3 protein-coding genes are annotated in these 2,339 nt (G+C 58.9%); all 3 read right to left on the reverse strand.

Features of this window, described 5'->3' with window-relative positions; genetic code table 11:
- Window positions 1-185: 185 nt before the first annotated feature.
- Window positions 186-434: a hypothetical protein gene (locus ACFOPO_RS18390; RefSeq protein WP_386705131.1), complete on the reverse strand. Its 249-nt coding sequence runs from the start codon at window positions 432-434 to the stop codon at window positions 186-188.
- Between the two features lie 238 nt (window positions 435-672).
- A complete protein-coding gene (locus ACFOPO_RS18395; protein WP_386705132.1) occupies window positions 673-1,128 on the reverse strand; it encodes a hypothetical protein in 456 nt (151 codons plus the stop codon).
- Window positions 1,129-1,335: 207 nt separating this feature from the next.
- Window positions 1,336-1,728 carry a hypothetical protein gene (locus ACFOPO_RS18400; protein WP_386705133.1) on the reverse strand — a complete coding sequence of 131 codons (393 nt, stop codon included), beginning with the start codon at window positions 1,726-1,728 and terminating at the stop codon, window positions 1,336-1,338.
- Window positions 1,729-2,339 lie beyond the last annotated feature (611 nt).

Raw genomic sequence — 2,339 nt, forward strand, 5'->3', positions numbered from 1 at the left:
GAGAGTTGAACGGACGGCCCCGGAAGACGCTAGGCTACGAAACACCGGCCGAACGATTTCAACAATCTGTTGCGTTGACCGGTTGAAACCGCAGTCGAAAGCGGACATTAGCACTGGTCCTGGCCTCAGCACTGGTCCTGGCCTCCGCCCTGCCCCAACGTCCGCTACCGGCCAGGAGCGGACACTCATCGCACCCAGCCGGAGCTCCTGGGCGAGATTGCAACGAAGTGCGGAACCGGCTGCTCGATCGGCTTCCCGGTGAAGCTGTAACCCCACTGCACGTGCAGATCGAAGGTGCCGTCGAAATCGGAATCGACAAGCGCCCAGTTGCGATCGCAGCACCCGAAATCATGCATTTCGAAATCGACGAACCCGTCCGCGTTGTCATCGTGATACGTAACATTGCCAAGGTCTTCCGCGGTAGGTTCCGACATCAGCGGAGGCGGAGTGCTCGCGCATCCGGCTAAACTGATCGCAGAGCAAGTCCAAGACAAGCATGATTCAGCGACGACACCAATCCCCCTCCGGTAGTCGTAGGATCTATTCAACATATGGCGAGACTACCCATGCCCCTTGAATGTCCGCTTTGGGTCGGAAGCGGACGTTAGCACCGGTCACGACGCCCAGATAGCCCCCAATGTCCGCTATCGGCCAGAGGCGGTCATTCGCGTGTCACCACACTTCAACCTCGTCCAACGATCCGAACGCATTCCAGGGAACGTTTCGAAGCGCGCCCTTACCCTCGGGCGATGTCCGATTGAGGTGGAACCTGCCGGCGATTCGGGCCGGATACGGACCTGAGTTGGTTGCCTTCGGGCTCGCGGACGGCAGGAGCGCCAGAGCTCCATGAAGCTCGGCCCCGTCCAACGCCTCTCTGGACAGATACAGAAATCCCTTGCCCTCGCCAACTACCAACCAGCCACTGACAAGAATCAGCTTGCCATCGTAACGTTCGGGATTCGCGAGGATTTGTATAGCGGTGGTAGCGCAGTAGTGCCTGTCGGCTCGATTCCCGACAAACTTGCAGGCTCCCGCAGGTGCCCAGCTTTGATCTGCCGCGCCCGGCCCCTTGGAACAGGCGACGACACCCAGAAGCATGAAAGCGACAAAGGCCAACCGGAGCATCATTCGCGTGTAGTCCCATCTGACGAAGCCGCGGGCAACACTAGCAAGTCGTGCGTCCGCTTTGGGTCGGAAGCGGACGTTACCACCGGTCCTGGCGCTCAGGTAGCCCTGGGGTCCGTTATCGGCCATAAGCGGACGTTTTCTCCGCGAACATAGCCCGTAGCACTGAGGCCAGCTGCGGAAACCGATATGGCTTCCCGAGCACGGCCGTCACTCCATCCCGTTCTTAGAGGTCAGCTCACCAGTGTCGGGATCAAGGACTATCCAACGCAGCTCGGAGCAGTCCCATTCTTGCTCGCCGTTTACGTTGATCTCCAAATACAGAACCTTACTGTTCTCTATCTCGACCCAGAACGATGCGCCAGCATCCAGCCCAACCATATCGAACTGACTAAACCGCCCCAGGTCGAGCTGGCCATCCACCCGCTGTACATGACCTTCATGCTCGAAGTAGGTACAGCGGCCTGCACTCGAACTTTGTCGAAATTTCACACGGATTCCCTCAGGCGGAGGGAATCCCAGTTGTTTGTATCGCGAATGAAAGCGATCGAGCAGATCAAGCTCGAGCGGTGTCAGCGCACTTTTGAAGGCAGTGTCGATCACGGCAACTCGTACCTCATATTTGAACCCCGATGAGCTGACGCTGCTGCGGATTCCACGAATCGATGTCCGCTTTGGGTCGGAAGCGGACGGTAGCACCGGTCCCGGTGCCCAGGTAGTCCCCGACGTCCGCCATCGGCCAGAAGCGCTCATTCGCGTCGGGTCAGTGACTGTTTCGGTTTCGTTGAGCCAAGCAAGCCAGTGGCCGGTCTGCCTGGCACCGGCCAAGTTGGCCGACCGCATCAGCTCCAAACCCGGCAAGCTGACCCGCTATCGGCAAATCCGAGAAATGAAGAAGGTTAAACGGTTCGCACGACCCGAACCTGCGTGACGGTTTCCCAGTCCAGTCAACACCTGGCCGTAACAATTTTCCGACCAACGACTTTCAAGCGCTTCCACAACCCCACTGGACGACCGCCCGGCGGCGACACGTCCTCCAACACCACACACCGAGATTAGTCGGCGTACAGTGAGCTCGGTGATGTACCAGTTCCTAATATCGAATCGAGACGAGCTGATCGCTCGCTGCCGGGCGAAAGTGGCAGGTCGATCGCCGCCTGGTACGGCCGGGGAAGAGTTGAAGCACGGGATCACTGTGTTCCTCGATCAGGTCA

It is taken from the genome of Lysobacter sp. GCM10012299 (genome assembly GCF_042649405.1).
Classification (GTDB): domain Bacteria; phylum Pseudomonadota; class Gammaproteobacteria; order Xanthomonadales; family Xanthomonadaceae; genus Lysobacter_J.